Raw genomic sequence first — 22313 nt, 5'->3', positions numbered from 1 at the left:
GAGGAATATGCAGCATTATTTTGTGGACCCCTCCTCCATACAGCATGAATATATACAAATCACGGGTAATGATGCAAAGCACATTGCCCGTGTTATGCGTATGGGCCCGGGAGAAGAAATTGTATGCAAAGACAACCAGGGACATGCTTTTGTGAGTGAAATCGAAAGCGTTGAAGAAAAGAGTGTTCGTGCAAAAATAGTCAGCGAATGGACAGCCGGTGCAGAACTTCCTGTAAATGTCATCGCAGCCCAGGCTCTGATTAAGGGAGAAAAGATGGACACCGTTGTACAAAAAGCAACGGAATTGGGAGCCGCGGCGATTTATTTTTATGAAGCGGAGCATTCTGTGGTAAAATGGGATGCGAATAAACGGCAAAAGAAAATTGATCGTTTAAACCGAATTGCTAAAGAAGCAGCAGAGCAGTCAGAGCGGATGTATATACCGGAAGTTGCTTATTTTGCTTCTGTACGGAAGGTTGTAGAAAATACGTCTTCTATGGAGAGCAGAATCGTTTTATCGGAAGCAGAGGCCAGGGCAGGCAGGCCTGCACAGCTTCCAGCCGTATTCAGCCGGAAGCCTGAAACGCTGCTCGCTTTCATCGGGCCGGAGGGCGGTTTTTCCAGTAATGAGCTTTCTCTGCTTGAAGAAAACGAAATTCCTATGACGTCGCTCGGAAAAAGAATTGTCCGCAGCGAAACTGCTTCTTTGCTGCTTCTCGGGGCAGTGACATATTATTATGAAATTCAGGAGGGGAACATACAATGAGATCAGTGGCGTTTCATACTCTTGGCTGTAAAGTAAATCACTACGAAACGGAAGCCATATGGCAGCTGTTTAAAAATAACGGCTACGAAAAAAAGGAATTTGATCAAACCGCAGATGTCTATGTCATCAACACCTGTACGGTGACCAACACCGGAGACAAAAAAAGCCGCCAGGTTATCCGGCGCGCAGTGCGCAAAAATCCGGAAGCTATTATTTGCGTTACCGGCTGTTATGCCCAGACGTCCCCGGGAGAGATCATGGATATTCCCGGCGTCGACATTGTCGTAGGCACGCAGGACCGCAAAAAAATGCTCGACTATATTGAAGAGTACACGGTATCCCGGGAACCGATTAACGGTGTAAGCAACATTATGAAAAACCGGGTGTATGAAGAGCTTGATGTGCCGGAATTTACCGATCGTACGAGAGCATCGCTTAAAATTCAGGAAGGATGCAATAATTTCTGTACCTTCTGTATTATTCCATGGGCCCGCGGCCTTCTTCGTTCGAGAAATCCGGAAGATGTCATGCATCAAGCCCATCAGTTAGTTGATAAAGGCTACAAAGAATTAGTGCTTACAGGTATCCATACAGGCGGATACGGGGAAGACCTGAAGGACTACAACCTTGCTGGGCTTCTGCGGGACCTTGAAACAATCGAGGGTCTAAAACGAATCCGGATTTCCTCCATCGAAGCAAGTCAGATCACCGATGAAGTAATTGATGTGCTCCGCAACTCCAACAAAGTAGTAAATCATCTGCACGTGCCGCTTCAAGCCGGCTCGAACACCGTGCTTAAACGAATGAGAAGAAAATACAGCGTGGAGTTTTATGCAGACCGCCTCGAAAAACTGCGCGAAGCCCTGCCGGAATGTGCTATCACCACAGACGTGATCGTAGGTTTCCCAGGAGAAACAAAAGAAGAATTTCAGCAGACGTACGACTTTATCCGGGACCAGCGTTTCTCAGAGCTGCACGTGTTTCCGTATTCGAAGCGCACGGGTACGCCTGCTGCTAAAATGAATGACCAAGTTGAGGAGGAAGAAAAAAATGATCGGGTGCACCGTCTGATTGAACTTTCCAACCAATTGGCCAAAGAATATGCTTCGCGTTTCGAAAATGAAGTCGTGGAAGTAATCCCGGAAGAGGAAGATAAGGAAAAACCAGGATACTTTGTCGGCTATTCGACAAATTATATAAAAGTCCGTTTCCCTGCGAAACCGGAATGGCGCGGTGAGATTGTACGTGTGAAAATTACGGACGCCGGCTACCCGTTGAATGAAGGGGAATTTGTCCGCGTGCTCGACCCTGACGCGGCAACGCTTGTATAACTATAATAGTTGAACTGGAGGAGAAAGCATGGCAGATCTCGCGCAATATATCGATCATACGCTGCTGAAGCCGGAAACAACATTTGAAGACATTAAACGTATCGCCACCGAAGCGAAAGATAATCATTTCAAATCTGTGTGCATTAATCCGGCAATGGTCCCGTTAGCGGCTAAGGAACTAGAAGGCTCCGATGTGCTCGTTTGCACGGTAATTGGCTTTCCGCTCGGTGCTACGAATCCGGAAACAAAAGCGTTTGAAGTAAAAAATGCCCTTGCTAATGGAGCAAAGGAAGTTGATATGGTTATTAATATAGGCGCGCTAAAGAGCGGGGAAGACGCCCTGGTCCGCGCAGATATTGAAGCAGTAGTACAGGCTGCTAATAAGGAAGCACTGGTGAAAGTCATCATCGAAACAGCGCTGCTGACGGATGATGAAAAGAAAACGGCCTGCAGTCTTGCCGTAGAAGCCGGCGCAGATTTTGTAAAGACCTCCACTGGATTTAATGGAGGCGGAGCAACAATTGAAGATGTGCGGCTGATGAAAGAAGCGGTGGGCGACCGCGCCGGAGTGAAAGCAAGTGGCGGGGTCAAAGACCGGCAGACCGCTCTTGCATTAATTGAGGCCGGAGCTTCCCGGCTCGGTGCAAGTTCCGGTGTGAAAATTCTGCAAGGCGAAACCTCAAGCGAAAACTACTAACAATCTGAACTTTCCTGCTCGTTGATTTTTTGGCATAGATGCTTTATACTATTTACCAAATGGCTAGTATTTGAGTAAACTTCTTTATTCATGTATTGGTTAGATTGGTTGTTCGGAGGGAGGGAATCACATGGCAGAGACAAGAAAGAAAAAGAATGAAGATATTGATGCCGCTCTTCGCCGTTTTAAGCGTAGCCTTTCCAAAGAAGGAACAATGGCTGAAGTGAAAAAACGCAAACACTACGAAAAACCTAGTGTTCGTCGTAAGAAGAAAAGCGAAGAAGCTAGAAAACGTAAGTTTTAAGTAAAGAAGGTGCTGCATCCTTGGAACTCATGGATCGTTTAAGCAGTGACATGAAATCAGCAATGAAAAACAAGGAAAAACAGCGTTTGAATGTTATCAGAGGCCTGAGGGCTTCGATGCAGAATGAAGCCATCAAGCTCAATAAAGAGCTTGATGAAAGTGAAGCAACAGCGGTGTTAAACCGTGAAATGAAACAAAGAAAAGATTCCCTCCATGAGTTTGAAAACGCAGGACGGGAAGATTTAGCAGAACAGACCAGGTTCGAAATGAACGTCATATCTGAATATCTTCCTGCTCCTTTATCGAATGAAGAACTGGAATCGATTGTAAAAGAAACCATTCAAGAGCAGAATGCTTCTTCGATGAAAGATATGGGAATAGTGATGTCTGCAGTGATGCCTAAAATTAGCGGAAAAGCAGATGGTTCTCAGGTAAATCAATTAGTGAAAAAGCATCTGTCTTCTTGATAATAAGAAATCTAGAGATCGAATCAGGGTTTAGTGCCGGTTCGGTCTCTTTTTTTAAACTTATGCCGCTCTTACTACTGAAATAAACGGGAAAAAATTGAAACGCTTTTATCTTTATCCTCGTACATAAGAATATAGACATATAACTATTGAACGGGAGGAGGGATAATGGTGGAGCAGAGAAAAAGCAGATGGCTGGCTGTCTTTCTTGCGATTCTTTTTACGATGGCCGCGTGGCTTCCAGCTTCTGTACAGGGAGCTGGTGAAAATCAGACAGTGTACGTTATTCCGGTTGAGCAGACCGTGGAGCAGGGAATGGCTGCATTTTTGGAACGATCGGTAGAGGAAGCAGAAGAAGCGGAAGCCGACCGGATTATTTTTGAGCTTGACACTCCTGGTGGTGCGGTAGATGCCGCAGGAGAGATTGCTTCAATTATTAATGAAACGTCTATTCCAACGACAGCATACGTAACGAAACAGGCGATGTCAGCAGGGGCATTTCTGGCTCTGAGTGCTGACGAAATTGCGATGGCACCTGACACGGAAATGGGAGCAGCCCAGGTTATTGACGGCTCAGGTAACGCAGCATCTGATAAGGCTCAATCAGCCTGGGTATCCAATATGGTCAATGCTGCTGAATCAAATGACAGAGATCCGGTGTATGCAGAAGCCATGGCCGATCCTGGAGTGGATCTGCCTGATTACCGTGCCGGTGAAAGTGAGCTGTTAACGCTTACAGCCTCGGAGGCAGCTTCTGAGGAAGTAGGTTATGCAGAATACATTGCTGACAGCAGAGAGGATCTTCTCAGCCAGATGAACCTGGGAGACGCGGCAGTAGAAGAAGCAGACATCAGTGCAGCCGAGCAGATAGCCAGATGGGTGACCAGTCCCTATGTAATCCCGATTTTACTGAGCGTCGGCATGATCGGGTTAATACTTGAAGTGTTTTCGCCGGGCTTTGGCATTTTTGGAGGCATCGGCCTTGCGTCTTTAGGACTTTTCTTTTTTGGTCATATGATTGCCGGGTTTGCTGGCTTCGAAGGGCTGCTTCTGTTTGGCGTCGGCTTAATATTACTGCTGGTAGAATTCTTTGTTCCTGGTTTTGGAATTTTTGGTATATTAGGTATAGGGGCAGTTGTCGGCAGCTTATTTATGTCCTCGTTTTCTGTTTCGGTCATGGCAATTTCCGTTGCGCTGGCAGCCGTAGCGGCTATCATTGCAGCAGTAGTCATGGTGGTTGGCTTTGGAAAACGGGGGCCGATGAAAAAGCTAGTCCTGCAGGATACTTTCTCTTCGAAGGAAGGATACGTGTCGAGTGAAGGTAGAAAAGATTTATTAGGCAGGAAAGGAACAGCATTAACCCCGCTGCATCCTACCGGCGCGGTAGATATTGACGGTGAAAAAATCGATGTTGTTTCAGACGGCCGCTATCTTGACCGCGGAGACGATGTGCAGGTAGTGCGTGTAGAAGGCACGCGTGTTGTAGTAAAGCCATACTCTAACAAAGAAAGAAGGGAATCATAACATGGGCATTGATTTAGGTCTCGTTGTTGTATTAGCTATTATTTTAATAGCACTCGTCATTCTATTTACTTTTGTACCAGTTGCGCTTTGGATTTCGGCGCTTGCAGCAGGGGTGAAAGTAGGTATTTTCCAACTGGTCGGTATGCGGCTCCGGAGGGTTATTCCGTCAAGAGTAGTAAACCCGTTGATTAAAGCGGAAAAAGCCGGACTTGATATTGAACTGAACAAGCTTGAAGGCCACTATCTGGCCGGTGGTAACGTGGACCGGGTGGTCAACGCCTTAATTGCTGCCCAGCGTGCAAATATTGAACTTACATTTGAGCGTTGTGCCGCCATTGACCTTGCCGGCCGTGACGTACTGGAAGCTGTACAGATGAGCGTTAACCCGAAAGTTATTGAAACACCGTTTATCGCCGGTGTTGCAATGGATGGTATTGAAGTGAAAGCAAAAGCAAGAATAACCGTACGGGCAAACATTGACCGCCTCGTGGGGGGCGCTGGTGAAGATACCGTCATCGCCCGGGTTGGCGAAGGCATTGTTTCAACGATCGGTTCATCCCAAAACCATAAGCAAGTATTGGAAAACCCGGACAGCATTTCCCAGACGGTTCTTTCCAAAGGCTTGGACTCAGGTACGGCTTTTGAGATTTTATCCATTGATATAGCCGATATTGATATCGGCAAGAACATCGGCGCAGAACTGCAGACGGACCAGGCGGAAGCAGATAAAAACATCGCCCAGGCAAAAGCCGAAGAACGCCGTGCGATGGCTGTAGCCCAAGAGCAGGAAATGAAAGCACGTGTAGAAGAAATGCGCGCGAAAGTTACCGAATCCGAAGCAGAAGTACCAATGGCAATGGCGGAAGCACTGCGTTCCGGAAATCTTGGTGTTATGGATTACATGAATATTCAAAATGTAATGTCTGATACAGATATGCGTGAATCCATCAGTAAATCCGGTAAAGACGACGATCAAAACGGGCCGTATAGCCGTCCGCACACCGATAATTAAGGGACTTTGCCCGTAGAAGAAGGTGAATAAAGCGATGGAGCAGCTATTTGAACTAGTGTTTAATAACCTGTGGATTTTACTGCTGCTCTTCGGCGGTTTGATTACGTTTATGGGCCGGGGGGACAGCAGCCAGCAGGACGGCAGTGGCAGCGATTCGAAGAAACGGGGCGGTGCTTTCGGAAAACTTGAGGACTTGTTTGAGGAATTTGAAAACGCCCGGAAAGAAAACACACCGAACCGTCCTCAGAATGATCCTTCCGGACGTTCCGGCAGCCATCCCACCCGCCGGGTGCCGGAAGCAGAGGCAGAGCTGTACAAGGAAGAGGCAGATGAACCTCAGAATAAAAGCTCAGCTTTAAAAGAATACGAAAAACGCCGTGAAGAGCTGCAGCAGCAAAAAAAGAATGCAAGCCAACGTCTTGAGCGTGCTTCAAGACAATCTGCTGAAAATGGCAGCGTCATGTCAGAGGGAGAAATCGGTGGAAGACGGAGAAATCCGCATGCAATAAACAAAAAAGAAGCAGCGAATGGACTTGTGTGGGCGGAGGTTCTCAGTCCGCCGGTTACAAGACGCAGCGGCTATCCTTACCAGCGGCAATCAACAATGTCGCGTGAGATAGTCGCGCCGCACCGTTCCACCAAAAAAAGCAGCAATGAGTAAGCCTGGTCTTCAGATCAGGCTCTTTTTTTGCTTCAATTACGTAAAATGTCTGCTAATTTTTGCAACACCTAAAGCGTGGTGGTAGAGTAGAGTTAGCATACTAACGTAAAAACTGATGAGAGCAAGGATATGATAATATATTCGAGGAGACTGAGCTATATTGACCGAAAAGAAAACGCTAGAATTACAAGTGAATGAAATGAATGACATCCAGCAGCTGTTCGGCCCCAATGACGTGCACATTGAAAGGCTTGAAGAAAAATTGGATGTTTCAATAATTACCCGCGGTGGATCACTGATCGTGGAAGGCGATGAAAAACAAGCGACACTGGTGGAAGAAGTGATTGAAGCATTAGCGAGACTTTTGAAAAAACGGGTGCGGATTTCAGAACGGGATGTCGTTTATGCAGCGCAGCTTGCCGAGGAAGGAAAGCTTGAAAAGCTTGAAGATTTATTTCAGGAACAGATCGCTATAAACGCTGAAGGCAAGCCAGTCATGATTAAAACCTTAGGACAGAAGGAGTATATCGATCAAATCCGCCGTAAGGATATGATATTCGGTGTAGGTCCGGCAGGGACAGGTAAAACCTATTTGGCAGTAGTGATGGCGGTCAATGCCTTAAAAGAAGGACGGGTGAAACGAATTGTGTTAACCCGGCCGGCGGTGGAAGCCGGAGAAAGCCTTGGGTTTCTTCCGGGAGATTTAAAAGAAAAAGTGGATCCGTACCTGCGCCCGCTGTATGATGCCCTGCATAATATTTTTGGGGCGGAGCATACACAGCGGCTCATGGAACGGGGTACGATTGAAGTAGCCCCGCTTGCTTACATGAGAGGGCGGACGCTTGATGATGCTTTCGTTATTCTTGATGAAGCACAAAATACGACGAAAGAGCAGATCAAGATGTTTTTAACAAGGCTGGGCTTTGGTTCAAAAATGATTGTCAACGGAGACCTCACCCAGATTGATCTTCCAAAAGGACAGCAGTCTGGTTTAAAGGTTGCAGCCCGAATTTTAAGAAACATTGATCATATCGGATTCGTTTATCTCGAAGCGACAGATGTTGTCCGGCATACACTAGTGCAGCAGATTCTGGATGCCTATGAACAGGAAGAAGGCGATCCAAAGCGTACGGTGAACCGGCCGGACAAACCAACAAACAACTAGCCGGGGGTGGACACGTGTGAGTATTGAAGTGGATATGGTGGATGAGACGGAGCGAGTAGAGTCAAAACACTGGGAGCTGGTACAGAACATACTGCAGTTCGCATGTGAAGAGGAAGGAGTCGTAGACGGGTCGGAAGTTTCCGTAAGCTTTGTAGACAATGAAATGATTCAAACAGTCAACAGAGAATACCGGGAAATTGACCGTCCGACGGACGTGATTTCGTTTGCATTGAATGACGACGAGATCCATCCGCAGGCCGAAGGCATCCCGAACCTGCTTGGAGATATTATTATCAGCATCCCAAAGGCTCGGGAACAGGCGGAAGAGTACGATCACTCATTTGAAAGGGAACTGGGGTTTCTGGCTGTTCACGGCCTGCTGCATCTGCTTGGTTACGATCATATGGAAAAAGAGGAAGAAGAGAGAATGTTTTCGCGTCAGGAAAGGATTCTTGAAGCGTATGGGCTACCGCGATAAATTGTTTCCCAAGCGCTGGAGAGACGGATTTGTGTTTGCCGGAAAAGGCGTTCGCCTGGCGTTTCGGGAGGAGCGTCATATGCGCTTCCATGTCTTTTTTGGCCTAGCAGCTGTCTTTCTGGGCTGGCTGTGCGGTATTGTATTATGGCAGTGGACCGTTCTCTTACTAGCGATCGCTGGCATGCTCGTCCTCGAAATGGTTAATTCAGCACTGGAGCGCCTGGTGAATTTGATTTCTCCGGAATGGAATAAAACCGCAGGAGACGTGAAAGATATTGCAGCCGGGGCGGTGCTCATTTACGCGGTATTTGCTGTTGCCATCGGATTGATGATTTTTGCGCCATTCCTTTGGGAATGGCTGAGCTGACAAAGGGGGAAGAACATTGGCTATAGAAAACGAACTGCTTGAACGGGCTAAACAGGCAAGAGAACAAGCATATGTCCCGTATTCCAAGTTCCCGGTTGGAGCGGTTTTCGTAGGGGAAAACGGCGAATGGTTCGAAGGATGCAATATTGAGAACTCGTCATATGGGTTAAGCAACTGTGCAGAACGGACAGCCGTATTCAGTGCACTGCGCACGGGCATGCGCAGTGGAAAAATGATAGCTGTCATTGCCGATACAAAAGGGCCGGTCGCCCCATGCGGCGCCTGCCGGCAAGTGCTTTCTGAGTTTCTGCCAAAGGACGCCCGGATTGTTTTAGGCAACCTGCAGGGCGACATGAAAGTAACAACAATGGAAGAGCTGCTCCCGGGAGCATTCGGCCTGGAGGATTTATAGTATGAAAGCAGGAAAGAAGAGGGAAAATAATGAGTGAATCGTATCGTTCCGGATTTGCCGCTCTAATCGGGCGGCCCAATGCGGGAAAATCTACATTAATGAATCAGGTGCTTGGCCAAAAAATTGCGATCATGAGCGACAAAGCACAGACCACGAGAAATAAAATCCAGGGAGTCTATACGACGGAAGAATCCCAGGTTGTTTTTATCGATACTCCGGGCATTCATAAACCGAAGCACAAGCTGGGCGATTTTATGGTTCGTGCTGCTTTGCAGACGCTGAACGACGTCGATATTATTTTATATTTGATTGATGCGTCCGAGTCCTACGGCCCCGGAGAAGAATATATTATCGAAAAACTGAAGCGGACAGACACACCGGTGTTTTTAATCGTAAATAAAATCGATAAAGTCCATCCGGATGAACTGCTCAAGGTTATTGCAAGCTATTCCGAACGGTATGATTTTGCTGAGGTAGTGCCGGTTTCTGCTTTGAACGGCAATAACGTGACGACGCTTCTCGAAGAACTTACCAAATACCTCGAGGAAGGCCCTCAGTTTTATCCGGAAGATCAGGTCACCGACCATCCGGAACGGTTTATTGTAAGTGAATTAATACGTGAAAAAGCTCTGCAGCTCACCCGGGAGGAAGTGCCGCATTCGCTCGCCGTCGTTATCGATGAAATGAAAGAGCGGGAAAATGGGGCCGTATATGTGGCGGCTACCATTGTCGTTGAGCGCCCGACCCAAAAAGGCATTATTATCGGCAAACAGGGATCGATGCTCAAGGAAATCGGCCAGCGGGCCCGGGCAGATATTGAATCGATGCTTGGATCGAAGGTATTCGTGGAACTTTGGGTGAAGGTGGAAAAAGACTGGAGAAACAGTGCGTATCTGCTTCGGGAGAACGGATATCGCGAGGACGAGTATTAAGAAAACGCCTGTGAGCGGAGGAACAGCATGATTCAGAAAACAGAAGGCATCGTTTTGCGGACTGCTTCGTACGGGGAATCCAACGTAGTGTTAACAGTATATACAAGAGAGCACGGCAAGATGGCGATGATGGCCAAAGGGGCAAAGAAACCAAGCAGCCGCCTGCGTTCAATCTCGCAGCCCTTTGTTTATGGAACATTTGTGTACTATCCAGGTAAAGGAATGAGGACACTCAGCCAGGGAGATGTAACAGATTCTTTCCGCAGCGTGCGCGAAGACATCGTTCTCACTTCCTACGCTTCCTATTTGTCCGAACTTCTTGATAAAGTTACTGTGGACCAGGAACGAAATCCCTATTTGTTTGAGCTGTTCTGGCAACTTCTGAGGCGTATCGACGAAGGGGAGGACGCCGAAGTGCTTATCCGCCTCTTTGAAGTGAAAATGACTGCGGTGGCGGGCATTCAGCCCGTGATTGACCGATGCGTGAATTGTGGCCGGCAGGAAGGAACATTTCATTTCTCTATTCGTGAAGCCGGATTTCTCTGCCACCATTGCTGGGAAATCGATCCGTACCGCTTCCGCATTCAGCCGAAGACGGTGCGGCTTTTGCGGACGTTTTTCTATATTGACGTGCATCGGATCGGTTCGGTTTCTGTATCGGCAGAAACGAAAAAAGAGCTGAAGGATGTCCTAAACAGCTATTATGATTCATACGCAGGTATTCATTTAAAGGCGAGGCGTTTTTTAGAACAGATGGAAAAGTGGAACGTCGAATGAGTGCTTGACACACTCGCAAATGTTAAGTACTATTTCAATACAATCATAACGATGCGCAAGGAAAGAAAGTAGTAGCAATCTTCTTCAGTCTTAGCGAGTGCAGGATAGTGAAAGCTGCACGCTGACCGGTTGTGAAGGCGTTCTGGAGCGTATGATGGATAAAGCGGCTTTTCGGCCATAGTGCCTAAAAGCAAGTAGGGTGGAACCGCGGTAATAACCGTCCCTATACCTGAGTGACAGGTATAGGGACTTTTTTAATGAAATAATCCAGAAGCAGAAGGGGTGTTTAACATGGCAATGAACATACAGGAAATGATTTTAACATTGCAGAATTACTGGGCCAGTCAGAATTGTATTATAATGCAGGCCTATGACGTGGAAAAGGGAGCGGGGACGATGAACCCGATGACGTTTTTGCGCAGTATCGGGCCCGAACCGTGGAACGCAGCATACGTAGAGCCTTCGAGACGGCCAGGAGACGGCCGTTACGGAGAGAACCCAAACCGTTTGTATCAGCATCATCAGTTTCAGGTGGTCATGAAGCCTTCGCCGGACAATATTCAGGAGCTGTATTTAAAAAGCCTGGAAGCCATTGGCATTGACCCGCTTGCCCACGACATCCGTTTTGTGGAGGATAACTGGGAAGCTCCAACATTGAGTGCCTGGGGCCTTGGCTGGGAAGTGTGGATCGACGGCATGGAAATCACTCAGTTCACATATTTCCAGCACGTCGGCGGTATGGATGCTCACCCGGTGACAGCTGAGATTACGTACGGCATTGAACGGCTGGCGTCGTATATTCAGGACAAGGAAAATGTGTTTGACCTGGAATGGGTGCAGGGCGTTTCGTACGGGGATATGTTTTTGCAGGCAGAATACGAGCATTCGAAGTATTCGTTTGAAATTGCGGATAAAGAGCTGCTGTTGAATCAGTTCGCCGCCAGTGAAAAAGAAGCAGAACGGGCGATTGATGAAAAGCTGGTGCTGCCGGCCTACGACCACGTATTAAAATGCTCGCATTTGTTTAATCTGCTCGATGCCCGCGGGGCGATTTCAGTGACGGAAAGAACTGGATATATTGCACGTGTGCGCAATCTGGCAAGAAAATGCGGGAAGGCATATTATGAAGAACGGGAAAAACTAGGATTTCCGCTACAGAAGCAGGAGGCGATGAATTATGGCAGCTAATCATTTTTTACTTGAAATTGGCGTGGAAGAAATGCCTGCCCGCTTTGTGGAAGGGGCAGTAAAGCAGCTGAAGGAAAAAACAGAAACCTGGCTGGAGGAACAGCGCTTAAGCTATAGTGCCGTTCATATGTTTTCCACGCCGAGACGGCTCGCGCTCCGCGTGGAAGATCTGGCTGATTATCAGGAGGATATGGTCGAGGAAGCCCGCGGCCCGGCCAAGAAAATTGCCCTCACAGATGAAGGGGATTGGAGCAAGGCTGCTTTAGGATTTGCCAGAGGCCAGCAGGTCGATGCGGGGGATCTGTATTTTAAAGAGGTCAAAGGCACCGAATACGTTTTTGTGGAAAAAGAACATAAAGGACAATCAACTACAGAACTGCTGCAGGAAATGAAAACGATTATTACATCGCTTGCTTTTCCAAAAAATATGCGCTGGGGAAGCCATGAGCTCCGCTTTGTGCGTCCGATTCAATGGCTCGTTGCATTGTACGGTGAAGCAGTGATCCCGTTCACTATTACAGGCCATACAGCCGGAAATGTTTCTCACGGCCACCGGTTTTTGGGAAATGCGGTAACGATCCATAAACCGGAAACGTATGAGCAGCAGCTAAAAGAGGAGTATGTCATTGTAGACGCTGCTGAAAGGACAGAACTGATCCGCAGCCAAATCGAAGAGATCGAAGCGGAAAACAGCTGGCATATTCCGATCGATCAAGGGCTGCTTGCTGAAGTGAATCAGCTTGTGGAATATCCGACCGCGCTGCATGGCTCATTTGACGAATCATATTTGAATATTCCGCGGGAGGTGCTTGTAACCTCCATGAAAGAGCACCAACGGTATTTCCCGGTGGAAAATGATGAGGGCAGCCTTCTTTCATATTTCATTACAGTACGAAACGGTAACGCAGAACATCTTGACCAGGTTCGGAAAGGGAACGAAAAAGTGCTTCGTGCTCGCCTGGCGGATGCCCAGTTCTTCTATGATGAAGATCAGAAGCTATCACCGGATGAAGCGGTAGAAAAATTAAATCACGTTATTTATCAGGAAAATCTCGGTACAGTCGGTGAGAAGGTAATGCGGGTGGAAGCTGTCAGCACCCGGCTGGCAGAATATCTGCAGCTGGACAGCACAAAGGGGCAAAACATCAAACGCGCTGCCCACATTTCCAAATTCGACCTCGTTACGTTAATGGTGGATGAATTTACGGAACTCCAGGGTATTATGGGAAAAGAGTATGCCCTTCTGGCAGGAGAAAACACAGCAGTTGCCGAAGCTGTTGCAGAACATTACAAGCCCAAGGCTGCTGGCGATTCTCTGCCGGAAAACATTGAAGGCGCGGTCATTAGTGTAGTGGATAAAATGGATACTATCATTTCAAGCTTTGGGGTAGGGATGGTGCCCACCGGCTCCCAGGACCCTCACGGATTGAGAAGACAGGCAGCAAGTATTGTCCAGACAATCAACGGGCACCGCCTTCCGCTGACGATTCAACAGCTGATTGTCCTTGTAATGGATGAAATTAAAGAGCGTTCTCTTCTCCAGCGGGAGGAGGCGGATGTCTTGAAGGACCTCGAAGACTTCTTTGTTCAGCGTGTCCGCCAGAAGCTCCTTGATGAGGGGATCCGTCATGATATCGCGGATGCTGTGCTGCTTCATCTTGGCGAAAGAATTGATGTAGTGACAGAGAAAGCTGGATTTATTCAGTCACGTGCCGAAGAAGCAGACTTTAAAGAAACGGTGGAAGCCCTCAGCCGGGTGACCAATATCGCAAAAAATACAGATAGCGGCTCGGATATTCAAACAGAGCTGTTCCAGGCTGAAGAGGAAAGAGAGCTTTACGAAAAAAGCAAAACCTTGAATCAACAGCTCGATGACAGGCTCGACCAGGCTGACGTGGCCGGTGCTTATCAATCGCTTCAGGCAGTGACGCCAGCGATCAACGCCTACTTCGATCATGTCATGGTTATGGCTGAAGATGAACAGGTAAAGCAAAACAGACTGCAGCAGATGACACTGTTATCTAAAGAAATTGAACGGTTCGCCCGCTTTCGGAGTATTGTTTTTTCTTCATAAAACAGTGCCTCCGTGCGAAGCGCCGATGAAGGTGGGGAGTCATTATCGAATTAACAGAGCGTCAGGAAACCATCCTGCAGATTGTTAAAGACAACGGGCCAATCACCGGGGAGCATATCGCAGACAGACTCTCACTTACGAGAGCTACGCTGCGACCCGATCTGGCTATTCTCACAATGTCAGGGTTTTTAGAAGCAAGACCAAGAGTAGGGTATTATTACACCGGAAAAACGGATACGGAAGAACTGAATAATCAGCTGCACAAACTGACCGTTAAACATTATCAGTCGATTGCGGTGGTCGTTTCAGAATCGGATAGCGTGTACGATGCCATATGCACTATGTTCCTTGAAGATGTCGGTACCCTCTTTGTAGTGGATAAACAAAGCCACCTGGCCGGCGTCCTTTCAAGAAAAGACCTGCTGCGGGCTAGTCTTGGCCGCCAGGATACAGAAGCTATCCCGGTAAGTATTATAATGACAAGGATGCCCAATATCACAGTTTGTAAAAAAGAAGATCTGGTGGTTTACGCGGCCACCAAGCTGATTGAACGCCAGATTGACGCGCTTCCGGTCGTAAAAGATGCCGGCGGTGAAAAGTATGAAGTGGTCGGCAGGGTCACAAAAACGAATATAACCAAAGTATTGGTGGATCTGGCCAATAATCAATTATTTTAACCCGGGGAGGCAGACATGACCACAAAACAAGAGCGTCCAGTAGTGTACGTAGTGTCCGATTCGGTAGGAGAAACAGCTGAACTAGTAGTAAAAGCTGCTGCGAGTCAGTTTGGGGAAGACGGGATGGAGGTGCGCCGCATCCCGTACGTTGAAGATGAAGGCACGGTTGAAGAGGTCATCCAGCTCGCCAAGGAAGCCAAGGCGATGATTGCCTTTACGCTAGTAATTCCAGAAATCAATCAGTACCTTCGGGAACGTGCGGAGAAGGCTGGCGTAGATACTGTTGATATTATGGGGCCGGTGCTCGATAAAATGGTGACCCTCACGAACCAGCAGCCAAGATATGAACCTGGGCTCGTATATCGTTTGGATGAAGACTACTTCCGTAAGGTGGAGGCGATTGAGTTTGCGGTTAAATACGATGACGGCCGGGACCCGCGGGGCATCGTCCGGGCGGACATTGTGCTGATCGGCGTATCGCGAACTTCGAAAACGCCGCTTTCCCAGTATCTGGCCCATAAGCGCCTGAAGGTGGCGAATGTGCCGCTTGTACCGGAAGTGGACCCGCCGGAGGAATTGTTTAACATTCCAAGTGAGAAATGTATCGGCCTGCGGATCAGCGCTGATAAATTGAACCGTATTCGTTCAGAACGCCTGAAAGCCCTTGGACTGAGGCCGGAAGCAAATTATGCGAGCATGGAGCGTATCCAGGAAGAGCTTGACTACTCGGAAGAGCTGATGAACAAGATCGGCTGTACGGTCATTGATGTATCCAATAAAGCTGTGGAAGAGACAGCTAATATCATCTCCAATATGTTTCAGCAGCGCTAGGAGAGACTCAACATGACGAAAAAGGAACCCACAGTGTATGTGGACGCTGATGCATGCCCGCACAAAGAAACGATCGATACGTGGGGCGCAGATAAAAACATGGCAATCGTTTTTGTGGCGAGCAGTGCCCACGCATCAAATAAAATGTATGAAGCAGAGACCGTAATGGTAGAAAACGAACCCGAAGCAGCGGACATGTACATTTGGAATCATGTCTCTGCCGGCGACCTGGTTATTGCCGACGACCACGGCCTGGCAGCAATCGCCCTTGAGAAGGGAGCGTCAGTGCTCTCCTTCCGGGGGAAACGCTGGAAAAAAGGCGACGAAGAATGGCTGCTTGCCGGCCGGTATGCCGGCGTGTTGGCTAAACAGGGAAAGCAAAGAGTTAAAGGGCCTAAAGCAATATCGCCCGAAGAGCGCCAACGGTTTTTTGAAGGCCTGAAGATTTTTGAAACAGGCGATAGTACGTCCAAATGGTAATAGGCTCATCAGGGAGGCAGCAAATTGGCAGCGTTTATTCCAGAAGAAAAAGTTGCTGAGGTGCGGGAAAAGGTAGATATCGTAGAAGTTATCAATGATTACGTCCAGTTAAAGAAGCAGGGCAAACACTACCTTGGCCTGTGTCCTTTTCACGGGGAAAATACTCCGTCATTTTCCGTCTCGCCGGAACGGCAGTTGTATCACTGCTTTGGCTGCGGAGCGGGTGGCAACGCCATTTCTTTTTTGATGGAGCATGACGGCCTGACGTTTGTGGAAGCCATTCAGTCTCTCGCAGCTAAAACAAATGTGGATCTGCCTGAACTCGAAGATCAATATCCTGGCGAACGGGAACAGCATCAATCCAAAAAAGAAGCGCATCAAATGGCAGCCAAGTTTTATCATCACTTGCTGATGAATACAGAACAGGGAAAAGAAGCGTATGATTACTTAACAGCCCGGGGTATCAGTGAAGAGATTATTGAAGAATTTCAGCTCGGCTATGCGCCGGAGCGGAATGACATGCTTGTGCAGCTGCTTGAAAAAAGGGAGTACGACCTTGAAGAAATGGAAGAGGCCGGCCTGATTCTCCGCCAGGAATCCACGTGGCAACGGTACGACCGCTTTCGAGGGCGGGTCATGTTTCCTATTCATAATCAGCGCGGGCAGGCTGTTGCCTTCGGAGGCCGTGCACTTGGGGAAGGAAAGCCGAAATACTTAAACAGCCCGGAAACGCCCATCTTTTTAAAACACGAAACGCTATATGCATTCCCCAAAGCGCGCCAGGCAATTCGCAAACAGGACGAAGCTGTCCTCTTTGAAGGCTACATGGACGTTATCGCCGCCTGGAAAGCTGGAGTGAAGAATGGAGTAGCGGGCCTTGGCACAGCTTTTTCCAAACGACAGGCCGAGCAGATCCGAAAAGCGACAGACAAGGCTGTAATTGCTTATGACGGTGATAATGCAGGTCGGGCAGCTGCCTGGAAAACCGGGGATACTCTTGTAAACCAGGGCGTTGACGTCCGGGTAGCGCTGTTTCCTGAACAGATGGATCCGGACGATTTTATCCAGGCCCGGGGCCCCGAAGCATTCAGAAAGCAGCTGGCGGAACGGGCTGTCCCTTTCATGTCCTTTAAGGTTCAGGAGCTTCGTGAAAATAAAAACCTTCAAAATGAAGGAGACCGGCTTGCCTATATCGAAGAAGTACTCCGGGAAACATCTGTAATCAGCAGTGCTGTGGAACGTGAATTTTACATGAAGCAGCTGGCAGAAGAATTTGATCTGTCGATGGATGCACTCCGGGAGGAAGAGCGCAAAGTCCAGAGAGAAGATCAGAAAGAAAAGGCTGCTAGGGCTCCGTCTGCTTCTGAAGCCGGTAAAAGATGGAGAAGCGGGGCGCTTCCGAAAAAGCAGGTATCGATGCGCTCAGCTTACGAAAATGCTGAACGGACGCTCCTTGCATTTATGCTTCAGAACCGGGAAATAGCTGAGGAGGTTAAGGAGCGCATTGGGGGAGAATTTAACATTGATGCCCATACAGCGCTTGCGGCTTATTTATATGCTTATTATGACGATGAGCATGAGCCGGACGTAAGTCGCTTTATGGAATACGTCGAAGAGCAGGAACTTATAAATCTTGTATCTGAGCTGGCGCATCTTGACATTCCAACAGAAATATCAGATAATGAAATGTCTGACTATGTTGAACAGATTAAAATTCGACCAAAACGGGAAGAATTACTGCAAAGGCAGAAACAGCTTAAAGACGCTGAAAGAAGTCGTGATTCAGAAGCAGCCCAAAAGCTGGGTGCGAGAATTATGGAATTGATGATGCAGCTGAAGAAAAACTAGCCTGAAGCAATTTGCTTGCGCTTTTCCTTTGTGGTTGATAAGATATGATCACGATAGTAGAAAAGCGTGCCAGTTTGATGTGCACGCTCTTTCTATGTGCCTGCCGTCCTTTCAACCAGCTAAGAAAATACCAGGAAAAGAAATCGTCGGCACAGACAATTGCGGGCATGTAAAGAGACAGGGTAGGATTCAAGGTGTGAAGCTTGGAAGGAGGGAGATCGAATGGCGGAAAAACCAAGCCGTCCGCTGGCGGAAGGTGAAATGTCGGTCGATCAGGTAAAAGAACAATTGCTCGAAACGGGCAAAAAACGTGGAACATTAACGTACGCAGAAATAACAGAAAAACTCTCCAGTTACGACCAGGATTCTGAGCAAATGGATGAGTTTTTTGAATACCTTGGTGAACAAGGCGTTGATATTATCAACGAGGGAGAAGAAGTTCCGAGCATGGAACAGGTAGAAAAAGAAGAATCTCTCGACTTGAATGATTTAAGCGTCCCTCCAGGCATTAAAATTAACGATCCAGTCCGCATGTATTTAAAAGAAATTGGCCGCGTGCCACTTCTTTCTGCGGAAGAAGAAATTAATCTTGCGACTAAAATCGAAGAAGGCGATGAAGAAGCAAAACGCCGTCTTGCAGAAGCCAACCTTCGTCTGGTGGTCTCTATCGCAAAACGTTATGTCGGGCGCGGCATGCTCTTTCTCGACTTAATCCAGGAAGGCAACATGGGCCTGATTAAAGCGGTGGAGAAATTTGACCACAGCAAAGGGTTTAAATTCAGTACGTACGCTACGTGGTGGATCCGTCAGGCAATCACCCGTGCTATTGCCGACCAGGCGAGAACCATCCGTATTCCGGTGCACATGGTGGAAACGATCAATAAATTAATCCGCGTGCAGCGCCAGCTGCTGCAGGATCTCGGCCGGGAGCCGCTTCCGGAAGAAGTTGCCAAAGAAATGGACCTGACTCCGGATAAAGTCAGGGAAATTCTCAAAATTGCCCAGGAGCCGGTGTCGCTGGAAACTCCGATCGGTGAAGAAGATGATTCCCATCTTGGTGACTTTATTGAAGACCAGGAAGCAATGGCGCCTTCGGATGCAGCCGCCTATGAATTGCTGAAAGAGCAGCTTGAAGACGTGCTTGATACGCTTACGGACCGTGAAGAAAATGTTCTTCGTCTCCGGTTTGGTCTTGATGACGGGCGCACCCGTACGCTCGAAGAAGTGGGCAAAGTGTTTGGCGTAACAAGAGAACGTATTCGCCAGATCGAGGCCAAGGCGTTAAGAAAGCTTCGTCACCCTAGCCGCAGCAAGCGATTAAAAGATTTCATGGACTAATGAATTCATTATAGATACAAGGGGACGCATGCTTCCAATAAGCAGGTGTCCCTTTTTTATTTTACATAGAAGAGAGAGGAAAACATGAAGAAATCTGTATTGCCGGATAGACTGGCACTCATCGCTGAACAAATCGACCCGGGGGCGGTAGTCGCAGATATAGGCACGGATCACGGGCTTGTCCCGGTGGAGGCAGTGGCGCACCGCAAGGCGGAGCGTGCGGTGGCGGCAGATGTAAATGCGGGACCGCTCCAGGCTGCGTCGGACTACATTGCTTCCTGCGGACTGACTGATAAAATCGATATCCGCCTGGGCAGCGGTCTTGCTGTCTTAACTAAAAAAGACGCGGTTGATACGGTCGTTATCGCCGGAATGGGTGGCACACTGATCGCTGATATTTTAGAACAGGGGAAGATAAAGCTTCATTTTGTACAGAAGCTGGTTCTTCAGCCCAACGTTTCGGCGGTCCGCGTCCGCAAATGGCTGCTTGATAACGGCTGGAAGCTTACAGGCGAGCGAATCCTGAAGGAGGAGCGCCACGTATACGAAGTACTGACAGCTGTACCTGGAGAAGCAGAAGCGCCGTACCAAGAGTGCGGAGAACCGCTTGAAAAGCAGCTGCTGTTCGGGCCTTACCTGCTTGAAGAAAGAAACAATGCTTTTAAGGAGAAATGGATGAGGGAAAAAGATAACTGGCAGCAGATTTTGCACCAGTTGACAAACGCCGTTCCGACAGAAAAAATCACGGCAAAGAAACAAGAATTAAGCCAATACATTGCATGGGCTGAGGAGGTTATTGCATGAATACTGTACGTGACGTTATCCGGTTGTTTGAAGAGTGGGCGCCGCCATCGCTGGCTGTGGAAGGGGACCGGGTAGGACTGATGATCGGGGATTGGAACCAGCCGGTAACAAAAGTACTTACGACCCTTGATGTGACCGAAGAAGTAGTGGATGAAGCGGTCAAAAACGGAGCAGAGCTAATCATTGCCCACCACCCGCTCCTGTTCCGCCCGATAAAGTCGCTTGACGTGGCGAACGGGCAGGGACCGGTAATTGAAAAGTGTATTAAGCATGATTTAACTGTCTATGCCGCTCATACAAACCTGGACATAGCTCCGGGGGGAGTGAATGACATGATGGTAGAAGCACTCGGTTTAACGAATACAGAAGTGCTGGCCCCAACCGGTGAAGATCAGCTGTACAAGCTGGTGGCTTTTGTGCCGGAATCCCACGCTGAAGAAGTACGGCAGGCAGTGGGAGCCGCGGGCGCCGGTTATATCGGTGGATACAGCCATTGCACGTTTTCTGCCTCAGGGACCGGAACGTTTATCCCCGGAGACGGCACCGACCCCTTTCTGGGTGAGCAGGGAAAAATGGAATTTGCAGACGAAAAACGGATGGAAACGATTGTGCCGCACTCCCTCCGGAAAAAAGTGGAAGCCGCTTTAACTGCCGCTCATCCATATGAAGAGCCGGCATATGATCTGTACCCGCTTGCCCTCCCAGGAGAGCCTTACGGATTAGGCAGGGTTGGAGAACTCCCAGAGGAAATGACGCTTGACGCATTTGTGGAACAGGTGAAAAAGAGCTATGATGTGCCGTTTGTCCGGGTGGTGGATGGAAAAACCGACCGGATTAAACGCGTGGCACTGCTTGGAGGCGACGGCAACAAGTACTGGCAGCAGGCGCTTTCCAAGCAGGCAGATGTGTACATCACGGGCGATATTTATTTCCATACAGCCCAGGATGCAGCTATGGACGGTCTTACGATGATCGATCCCGGCCATCATGTGGAGAAAATCATGAAAAAGGGCGTTCAGAAGGAAATGCAAAGCCGCAGCCAGGGCCTGCTGCAGGTCGAATGGGTCGCTTCTGATCTGTCCACTGAGCCATTCCGGTTGGCGTAACAGAAAAATTCCTCCGCTTTTAACGGAGGAATTTTTTTATGATTTTGCTTTAACTTTTGGAAGAATTTTTGATTTATCGATCCGGGATTCGGTGTCCCACGTAGACGAATCATTAGGGTCGTACTGGTCGATAAACAAAATGACTTCCTTTGTGATTAGCGTCGGTGTGGAAGCGCCTGCTGTAACCCCGACAGAATTGACATTTTCAAGCCAGCTTAAATCCAGCTCGGCCAAGTTGCTGATCCGGTACGCAGTGGTTCCTGCAACCTGCTCCGAGACCTGGGCAAGCCGGTTGGAGTTGTTGCTTTTCGGATCGCCGACAACGAGCACAAGATCCACATCCTTTGCCTGCTCAGCTACCGCTTCCTGGCGTACCTGAGTGGCATTACAGATTTCGTTATGAACCTCTGCGTGCGGGTAAATTTCTCTCGCCCGGTCCATAATGTCGGAAACATCCCATTGACTCATCGTCGTCTGGTTGGTCATAATAATCCGTTCCGACTGGATATTTAAGCTCTCAAGATCATCGAGTGTTTCTACTAAATGTACGATGTCCGGAGCGACACCGACAGCGCCTTCCGGCTCCGGATGCCCCTTTTTGCCGACATAGATAAATTCATAGCCCTGGTCCCGTTTTTCCCGTATTAAGTCGTGCGTCACGGTAACGTCCGGGCAGGTAGCGTCAATAGTCGTCAGTCCTTTTTCTTCGGCGAGCTCGCGGACTTCCGGCGAAACGCCGTGAGCCGTAAAGACGACCGTGCCTTTGTCCACCTGGCGGAGTATTTCAAGCCGGTTGGGTCCGTCGAGAGAAATAACGCCTTCTTCCTCAAACGCGTCAGTCACGTGTTTATTGTGTACGATCATGCCTAAAATATAGATGGGGCGTGGGAGCTCCTGGTTGCCGGCGGCTTTCTTCGCCATTACCATCGCATCAACAACGCCGTAGCAGTATCCCCGTGGTGAAATTTTCGTTACTTCCATAAAGGCCTCCTGTTTCATAATTTGAACCGTGAGGTCTTGCGTGTACGCGCTGACTTTACGTATGCAGTCATATAAAACGATTCTGGATTCATT

Annotated in this window: 24 protein-coding genes; 23 read left to right on the top strand and 1 reads right to left on the bottom strand. The window is 48.4% G+C overall.

What is annotated here, in order from left to right; genetic code table 11:
* Positions 1-7 precede the first annotated feature (7 nt).
* The 23 genes from ACTTK6_RS04190 to ACTTK6_RS04080 all read left to right on the top strand — a co-directional run bounded on the left by ACTTK6_RS04190 (position 8) and on the right by ACTTK6_RS04080 (position 21239).
* Complete coding sequence (locus tag ACTTK6_RS04190) at positions 8-766, top strand: RsmE family RNA methyltransferase (protein ID WP_079476856.1); 759 nt, start codon at positions 8-10, stop codon at positions 764-766.
* A complete protein-coding gene (gene mtaB, locus ACTTK6_RS04185) occupies positions 763-2097 on the top strand; it encodes a tRNA (N(6)-L-threonylcarbamoyladenosine(37)-C(2))-methylthiotransferase MtaB (protein ID WP_079476855.1) in 1335 nt (444 codons plus the stop codon). The genes ACTTK6_RS04190 and mtaB overlap by 4 nt, the downstream gene beginning before the upstream one ends.
* Before the next feature lie 28 nt (positions 2098-2125).
* Positions 2126-2794, top strand: coding sequence for a deoxyribose-phosphate aldolase (deoC, locus tag ACTTK6_RS04180; protein WP_094907970.1), 669 nt, complete (start codon positions 2126-2128; stop codon positions 2792-2794).
* 130 nt (positions 2795-2924) lie between these two features.
* A complete protein-coding gene (gene rpsU / locus ACTTK6_RS04175) occupies positions 2925-3098 on the top strand; it encodes a 30S ribosomal protein S21 (RefSeq protein ID WP_022794945.1) in 174 nt (57 codons plus the stop codon).
* A gap of 20 nt (positions 3099-3118) precedes the next feature.
* Positions 3119-3565, top strand: a complete 447-nt coding sequence (locus tag ACTTK6_RS04170) for a GatB/YqeY domain-containing protein (protein WP_094907969.1) — start codon at positions 3119-3121, stop codon at positions 3563-3565.
* 168 nt (positions 3566-3733) lie between these two features.
* Positions 3734-5089, top strand: a complete 1356-nt coding sequence (locus ACTTK6_RS04165) for an NfeD family protein (protein WP_462832771.1) — start codon at positions 3734-3736, stop codon at positions 5087-5089.
* 1 nt (position 5090) lies between these two features.
* Positions 5091-6101 carry a flotillin-like protein FloA gene (floA, locus tag ACTTK6_RS04160; RefSeq protein ID WP_371862268.1) on the top strand — a complete coding sequence of 337 codons (1011 nt, stop codon included), beginning with the start codon at positions 5091-5093 and terminating at the stop codon, positions 6099-6101.
* A gap of 34 nt (positions 6102-6135) precedes the next feature.
* A complete protein-coding gene (locus ACTTK6_RS04155) occupies positions 6136-6762 on the top strand; it encodes a hypothetical protein (protein WP_462832770.1) in 627 nt (208 codons plus the stop codon).
* A 160-nt stretch (positions 6763-6922) separates the two neighbouring features.
* Positions 6923-7927 (top strand): PhoH family protein, encoded by a 1005-nt coding sequence (locus tag ACTTK6_RS04150; RefSeq protein WP_462832769.1) that lies wholly within the window; start codon positions 6923-6925, stop codon positions 7925-7927.
* Positions 7928-7943: 16 nt separating this feature from the next.
* On the top strand, positions 7944-8405 hold the full coding sequence (ybeY, locus tag ACTTK6_RS04145; protein WP_462832768.1) for an rRNA maturation RNase YbeY: 462 nt from the start codon (positions 7944-7946) through the stop codon (positions 8403-8405).
* A complete protein-coding gene (locus ACTTK6_RS04140) occupies positions 8389-8772 on the top strand; it encodes a diacylglycerol kinase family protein (protein ID WP_462832767.1) in 384 nt (127 codons plus the stop codon). Before ybeY ends, ACTTK6_RS04140 begins: the two co-directional genes overlap by 17 nt.
* A gap of 22 nt (positions 8773-8794) precedes the next feature.
* Positions 8795-9184, top strand: a complete 390-nt coding sequence (locus tag ACTTK6_RS04135; protein WP_462832834.1) for a cytidine deaminase — start codon at positions 8795-8797, stop codon at positions 9182-9184.
* Between the two features lie 29 nt (positions 9185-9213).
* Entirely contained in the window at positions 9214-10116 is a 903-nt protein-coding gene (gene era / locus ACTTK6_RS04130) for a GTPase Era (protein ID WP_079476847.1), read from the top strand.
* A 27-nt stretch (positions 10117-10143) separates the two neighbouring features.
* Entirely contained in the window at positions 10144-10893 is a 750-nt protein-coding gene (gene recO, locus ACTTK6_RS04125) for a DNA repair protein RecO (protein WP_079476846.1), read from the top strand.
* 297 nt (positions 10894-11190) lie between these two features.
* Positions 11191-12081 (top strand): glycine--tRNA ligase subunit alpha, encoded by an 891-nt coding sequence (gene glyQ, locus ACTTK6_RS04120; RefSeq protein WP_094908028.1) that lies wholly within the window; start codon positions 11191-11193, stop codon positions 12079-12081.
* Complete coding sequence (glyS, locus tag ACTTK6_RS04115) at positions 12071-14155, top strand: glycine--tRNA ligase subunit beta (RefSeq protein ID WP_094907964.1); 2085 nt, start codon at positions 12071-12073, stop codon at positions 14153-14155. The genes glyQ and glyS overlap by 11 nt, the downstream gene beginning before the upstream one ends.
* Before the next feature lie 44 nt (positions 14156-14199).
* On the top strand, positions 14200-14832 hold the full coding sequence (locus ACTTK6_RS04110) for a helix-turn-helix transcriptional regulator (protein ID WP_079476844.1): 633 nt from the start codon (positions 14200-14202) through the stop codon (positions 14830-14832).
* 15 nt (positions 14833-14847) lie between these two features.
* Entirely contained in the window at positions 14848-15663 is an 816-nt protein-coding gene (locus ACTTK6_RS04105; RefSeq protein ID WP_079476843.1) for a pyruvate, water dikinase regulatory protein, read from the top strand.
* 12 nt (positions 15664-15675) lie between these two features.
* Positions 15676-16143, top strand: coding sequence for a DUF188 domain-containing protein (locus ACTTK6_RS04100; RefSeq protein ID WP_462832766.1), 468 nt, complete (start codon positions 15676-15678; stop codon positions 16141-16143).
* Between the two features lie 24 nt (positions 16144-16167).
* Positions 16168-17991, top strand: coding sequence for a DNA primase (gene dnaG / locus ACTTK6_RS04095; protein WP_462832765.1), 1824 nt, complete (start codon positions 16168-16170; stop codon positions 17989-17991).
* A gap of 222 nt (positions 17992-18213) precedes the next feature.
* Entirely contained in the window at positions 18214-19329 is a 1116-nt protein-coding gene (rpoD, locus tag ACTTK6_RS04090; RefSeq protein WP_079476840.1) for an RNA polymerase sigma factor RpoD, read from the top strand.
* 84 nt (positions 19330-19413) lie between these two features.
* On the top strand, positions 19414-20133 hold the full coding sequence (locus ACTTK6_RS04085) for a tRNA (adenine(22)-N(1))-methyltransferase (RefSeq protein ID WP_079476839.1): 720 nt from the start codon (positions 19414-19416) through the stop codon (positions 20131-20133).
* Complete coding sequence (locus ACTTK6_RS04080) at positions 20130-21239, top strand: Nif3-like dinuclear metal center hexameric protein (RefSeq protein ID WP_462832764.1); 1110 nt, start codon at positions 20130-20132, stop codon at positions 21237-21239. The genes ACTTK6_RS04085 and ACTTK6_RS04080 overlap by 4 nt, the downstream gene beginning before the upstream one ends.
* 36 nt (positions 21240-21275) lie before the next feature.
* Here ACTTK6_RS04080 and ACTTK6_RS04075 read toward each other — a convergent pair whose 3' ends face one another.
* A complete protein-coding gene (locus tag ACTTK6_RS04075) occupies positions 21276-22220 on the bottom strand; it encodes a 4-hydroxy-3-methylbut-2-enyl diphosphate reductase (protein WP_079476837.1) in 945 nt (314 codons plus the stop codon).
* Between the last annotated feature and the right edge of the window lie 93 nt (positions 22221-22313).

The organism is Marinococcus salis (genome assembly GCF_054971365.1).
The sequence above is the reverse complement of the archived record's forward strand: the minus strand, read 5'-3'. Positions and strand labels throughout refer to the sequence as shown.